The organism is Candidatus Woesearchaeota archaeon (assembly GCA_026394965.1).
Classification (GTDB): domain Archaea; phylum Nanobdellota; class Nanobdellia; order Woesearchaeales; family 0-14-0-80-44-23; genus JAPLZQ01.
The window spans coordinates 1-4,240 of record JAPLZQ010000021.1 but is presented as its reverse complement, the minus strand read 5'-3'; the positions used below and the strand labels follow the sequence as shown (position 1 = coordinate 4,240).

Here is a 4,240-nt window from a genome sequence, read left to right as displayed (position 1 = left end):
CTCTGAATTACTCCTGCTCCTTTTGGAACATCCTCTTTTTGGAGAAGGGGAACCTGCATGAATCCGAGATTATTCTCGCTTGTCGGGTATCCTGGCGGCTGGTCCCAGCTGTTTTTCAGAAGCCAGTATGCCCTTCTTGTGTTGTCAATCTCCTCAAAAACAACTGAGTTTATGTTTGAGCTTCCCCCCTCTTCCTCGTATATGAATCCGCCCTGCTCGCCTATTCTCAATAATGCCTTGTCTGCTGAGCTTTTCATGCACGACGAGATGTGATTTTTAAGAGAATCTATGAGGTCTGAGACAGCTGCTGTTTTCTTAACCTGGCTTTCAAGGTTTCCCTTTGAAATTGCATATCCAACTGCGAAAACAAAGGCAAATGCCACAAATACGACTATTGCAACCATCACAAATACAGAAACCTGCCCTCTTTTTTTAAACATCAATCAGTTGTTTTACTCTTTTGTTATTAAATTTTTCCTTGGCGCACTGGACAAACACCCGCGCAGCCTATTTAAGGCGCTTATTCCCTGAAAGAATTAAGAAAAGAGGTGATATCAATGGTTGACCTTTCACAGAAGACAATAAGCGGGCTTTTCTTTACGCAGTTCATGAAATTGAGCGTTAAAAGCGCCAAAAAAAGCACAGTCCATCTTTACGTCTATTAAATCCCCTCGTTCTTTGTCCGGGATTTCCCGGACTTTTTTTACATTATTCCATAGTAGCTTAGAATGAACTTGTCAGCTGCCTTGACAAGATTGTCCCTGCTTCCCTTAATCATCACGCAATTCCTGTTTACAATAACAGACGCTTCCCCGCTTTCTTCAAACAGTATTACTGGCTTGTCTGTGTTTGTGCAGTTAATAATGGGCATGCTTTCGCATAAAGGGTCTTCCTTTGAAAGGCATGCCACAGTCATGTTTCTATTAAATGACATGGCAAAAACTTGGCTCAGTTCTGCGTTTGCAAGTGCGACATAGCTCATGTTTTCTGCCTTTGGGTCAAATGTTATGTAGAGTGTTGTGTCATTTGAGAATCCGCTTTCTTTTCCTGATATTGGGACAGATTCAAGCTCTCTTGGAGAAAAGTGCAGCGCCACATCATAAAGAGTTGTATCGTGCTGAATCTGGGTATACCAGAGAGGGCCTATTTTTGTGAATGTGAAGCCGTTGTAGTAGTATGTCTCGTATTTTTCAGGCAGATTCATAACATATCTTGCCCCGATTATGAGCGCAGAAAACAGCGCAACAATAACAAGGATTATTATTGTGAGATTTTTGTATGAATCCTTCTCTGGAATTTTCTCCTGCTCTGCTTCTTCTGGCATTTTCTCTTCATCCATGATTAATCCCTTATTTCTTCACTTTCAGGCTGTAGAAAATGTCAAACACAAGCTTGTCCCTTATCACAAGAAGCTCTCTTGCGTTAGGCGCCCCTGCCACTATGCAATTATTGCTTAATGAGACATCTGTCGCATTTGATTTCATGAACTTGAGTATCGGGACATACTGCGATGCATTTATGCAGTCTGCAACAGGAAAGGTGTAATTTGAATTAAGCGCTGTTATTGCCCTGTCAACATAGATGCTGTTTGGCAAGAGGTAGCTGTAAATGTCGTAGCTTACTGCGTCAATTGCTGCAAGCATCTGCACATCTTCCTTTGGATTAAATGAAATCACAATCATGCTTGAGGAAAGGATTTTTCCTGATATTTCCGGCGATATGTTAAGCAGGTCAAATTCTTCGGGAGATGTGTAGAACAGCACATTTTCGCCCGGAAACCTTCCTGTCCAGAGGTTTTCGTTCTCATCATATGAAAACTTTATGTTCTTGTGCCTTATTGTGTTGCTGCTGCTGTCAACTGCAATGTATGCTATTGTGCTTGAAAGCATGAGAAAAACTATTACTATTGACAATATCGCTGCTTTTCTTCCCTTGTTCTCTTTTGTTTTCCTTGCCATTCCCCCATTTGTTAAAGAGCAAATATTTAAAACTAATGCATTTTTACATTATAAAATGAAACAGGTTCATCTCAGGCTTTACGGCGATGTGCAAGGGGTAGGATTTCGCTTTTTCATAAGGCAGCAGGCGAAGCTTATAGGAGTTAAGGGCTTTGTCAGAAACTTAAAGGACTGCGTTGAGGTTGTTGCAAACGGCTCTGATGAAAAGATTCTGGTTTTTTCAAGGCAGTGCAAGCGCGGTCCCATAATGTCAAGGATTGAGCGCTCAGAAGAAGAGGAAATGCCTATTGAGGAATTTGAGGATTTTGAGATACGGCTTTAGGCGCTTGCAATAATGCATTTTTCGTCAAGCACGAAAAGCTGGACTTTTTTTCCTCCCGAATTAAGCTCTCTTTCAAATCCCTTCCTTATTCTCCAGTATTCTTTTGGGTCAATGCTTCCCCTAAGAATGACTTCTGATGCATTAATTGCCTTGAGCGCAGGAATTATTCCTGATTCTTCATCAGAAAGTTCTTTGAAAACTTCGTATCTTTTCATAAACGGGCTTTCAGCTTCCTTATCAGAAGTCAGGAGATGCAATTTTTTTGACGAAAAATATGCAAATAATCCAAACTCTGATGCAAGCTCTGGCGCAAACCCTGCCTTTGATACGGCCGGATTAATCTCATAAATGTATTTTTTGGCATTGCCTGATTTTGTTATTTTGAAATCCTTTCCTGTTGAGGATATTGCCTTTTTCTCAGGAAGAAGAATTGCGCTCCTTTCATTTTTCCTAAGATTCCCGAAATAAATGTTTAATCTGTTCAGCTTTCCGTTCAGCGAAAGGTATTCAAGCTCGCAGTTGAATTTAACCCGGTCAGGAGTTATCTGGGGAGGAATTTCAAATGCCAAATCCTTTGTTATTTTTGAATATTTTCTTATGATTTCAGAGATGATTTTAATGTCTTCTATGTTTCTCTCCTTTTCCTCGGGAGCCCTTTCCGGGTCGCAGAATATGATTTTTGCATCAGATATTGCTTCCTCTGCCTCTTTTGAAAGGGCATCTGCAGCAAGGAAGGTTATATTTTTTATCCCGAATACCTCTGCATTGCGCCTGGCATATCCTATTTTTCTTTCATCAATGTCAATCGCATAAACCTTTCTGCATTTTCTTGCAAATGATATTGCCTGCATCCCTGTTCCGCAGCACAAATCTGCAATAACATCGCACTTAAGGCGTTCTGCGCGGTATTCTGCAACTATTTCAGGAGTTGCAAACCTAATGTCTGAAAGCCCCATAAACATCTTTTCCGGCTCTGAGAATTTCTCCTTTCCCCTTTTTCTTGCCGAGGCAATATCTGAAAGCTCTGAAATCTCCTTTTCTGAAAAACCCCGCCTCCCTATTTTTTCTGAAATCTCAGAAGAGGACGCTCCTTTCTGGGAGAGATTTGCAATCTCCCTTATTGCCTCATTTAAGTTCTGCTTGTTCATTTTTCTGCTGCGCTCATCTCTTGTCTATCACAATTATCTCTTTTGTAAGGCTCCTGTGAATATACTGGCTGAACCTTCCTGCTATTTTTAGATTGCGGGGCAGGGCTTTAAGTATTTTTTCTGTCTCCCTGCTTTTCTGGATTCCGATAACTGCCCTTTTTCCAAGAAACCTTTTGAGGACAGAGAAAAACTTCGGGTATAGCGATTCTTTTTTCTCTGAAATCATTGAGCGCAAGCCGTAAGGCAGGTCGCATGCAATGTAATTCATTTTCCTGTTTATTGACGATGCGTCCATGACTGCCAATTTGCAGTTTTTTACTCTAAAATGCAGAATGTTTTCCTTTGCCTTTTCTATCATTTCAGAGTCTATGTCAAACCCCTCTGTTTTATAGCCGAGGATTGCTGCCTCAAGGATTATTCCGCCTGTTCCGCAGAATGGGTCTGTTATCGATTCTTTTTTTCCTGCAGAGCAGAGGTTTACCATTGCCCTGCATAATTTTGGGCTCATGCTTACTGGCGCAAATCCGGGCCTTCTTTTTGGCTCCCTTTCAGCAAAGTTTTCCCTTGATTCAGCAACCTGCATTATTGAAAAAACCTTTTTTCCTAAGAATATGAATTCTATTTTTGTTTTCGGATTGTCCAGGTTTACCTTTGGGCTTATTCCTTTTTTTGCAAGTTCGTTCCATATTTTTGATGCAAACTCTTTTTCCTGAATCCTGCTTTTTCCTTCAATTGATTTGTTTCTTACGCAGAAATCTTTTGAATATATTCTGTGCCATGGGTATTCTCCTGTTTCTTTTAGAATTTCCTTT

Annotated in this window: 6 protein-coding genes; 1 reads left to right on the top strand and 5 read right to left on the bottom strand. The window is 40.7% G+C overall.

Annotation, left to right across the window (positions count from 1 at the left end):
* The 3 genes from NTV63_01075 to NTV63_01065 all read right to left on the bottom strand — a co-directional run.
* A partial coding sequence (locus NTV63_01075) for a hypothetical protein (GenBank protein MCX6709531.1) occupies positions 1-440 on the bottom strand: 440 nt, incomplete at its 3' end.
* A 263-nt stretch (positions 441-703) separates the two neighbouring features.
* On the bottom strand, positions 704-1,339 hold the full coding sequence (locus NTV63_01070) for a hypothetical protein (GenBank protein MCX6709530.1): 636 nt from the start codon (positions 1,337-1,339) through the stop codon (positions 704-706).
* Between the two features lie 10 nt (positions 1,340-1,349).
* The gene (locus NTV63_01065; protein ID MCX6709529.1) at positions 1,350-1,958 is read right to left on the bottom strand and encodes a hypothetical protein; all 609 of its coding nucleotides are present in this window, start codon (positions 1,956-1,958) and stop codon (positions 1,350-1,352) included.
* Between the two features lie 55 nt (positions 1,959-2,013).
* On the opposite strand from NTV63_01065, the gene NTV63_01060 reads away from it, so the two are divergent.
* Positions 2,014-2,280, top strand: coding sequence for an acylphosphatase (locus NTV63_01060; protein MCX6709528.1), 267 nt, complete (start codon positions 2,014-2,016; stop codon positions 2,278-2,280).
* Here NTV63_01060 and NTV63_01055 read toward each other — a convergent pair.
* Together NTV63_01055 and NTV63_01050 are read right to left on the bottom strand one after the other, a co-directional pair.
* Positions 2,277-3,428, bottom strand: coding sequence for a methyltransferase domain-containing protein (locus NTV63_01055; protein ID MCX6709527.1), 1,152 nt, complete (start codon positions 3,426-3,428; stop codon positions 2,277-2,279). The genes NTV63_01060 and NTV63_01055 overlap by 4 nt on opposite strands.
* A gap of 13 nt (positions 3,429-3,441) precedes the next feature.
* Positions 3,442-4,240, bottom strand: a 799-nt coding sequence (locus NTV63_01050) for a methyltransferase domain-containing protein (protein ID MCX6709526.1), incomplete at its 5' end; no start/stop codon positions are given.